Genomic DNA, 844 nt, shown 5'->3' on the forward strand with positions numbered 1-844 from the left:
GCCGGCCAGGTGGTCTATCACAGCCACGAGGGCGAGCTCGATCTCTACGCCATCGGTGAGGCCCGCCGCCGGGCCCTGCTGCGTATGGAGTGGGGTCTGGTGCACCAGAACCCCCGCGACGGCCTGCGCCTGGGCGTCTCGGCCGGCGCCAACATCGGCGAGCGCCTGATGGCCCTGGGCGAGCGCCACTACGGTCAACTGCGTGCCGCCGGCCAGGATTGGATGGGGCGCGTCGAGCTCGAGCCACGGCGCATCGATGACGCCCCGAAGACCTTCTCGGGCGGCATGCAGCAGCGCCTGCAGATCGCCCGCACTCTGGTCACCCGTCCCAACCTGGTGTTCATGGACGAGCCCACCGGGGGCCTGGATGTCTCCGTGCAGGCCCGGTTGCTCGACATGTTGCGCACCCTGGTCCGCGAGCTTGGCCTCTCGGTGATTCTGGTGACCCATGACCTGGCGGTGGCCCGCCTGTTGGCCCATCGCCTGATGGTGATGCGCCGTGGCCAGGTAGTGGAGACCGGCCTGACCGACCAAATCCTCGACGATCCCCAGCACGCCTACACGCAGCTGCTTGTGTCGTCGGTCCTGACCCCGTGAGGAGGCCCGCCATGACATCCCTGACGCAACCCTTTCTCAGCGTCGACGCCCTGCACAAGGCCTTCGTGCTTCACGGCCAGGGCGGCATGACCCTTGAGGTGATGCGCGGCCTGTCGCTGACCCTCTCCCCGGGGGAGTGCCTGGTACTCGCCGGGCCCAGCGGCATCGGCAAGAGCACGCTGCTCAAGATGCTCCACGGCAGCTACCGCGTCACCGGCGGCACGCTGCGCCTGCACTTCGAGGACGG

Annotated in this window: 2 protein-coding genes; both read left to right on the forward strand. The window is 68.8% G+C overall.

Annotation, left to right across the window (positions count from 1 at the left end; translation table 11 throughout):
* The coding region (locus Q673_RS24670; RefSeq protein ID WP_023005349.1) for an ATP-binding cassette domain-containing protein at nucleotides 1-597 on the forward strand (597 nt) is incomplete at its 5' end.
* Nucleotides 598-608: 11 nt separating this feature from the next.
* Nucleotides 609-844, forward strand: a 236-nt coding sequence (locus Q673_RS0118260) for an ATP-binding cassette domain-containing protein (RefSeq protein ID WP_031217873.1), incomplete at its 3' end; no start/stop codon positions are given.

It is taken from the genome of Halomonas sp. PBN3 (genome assembly GCF_000475415.1).
In the GTDB taxonomy this organism is placed as follows: Bacteria; Pseudomonadota; Gammaproteobacteria; order Pseudomonadales; family Halomonadaceae; genus Halomonas; species Halomonas shengliensis.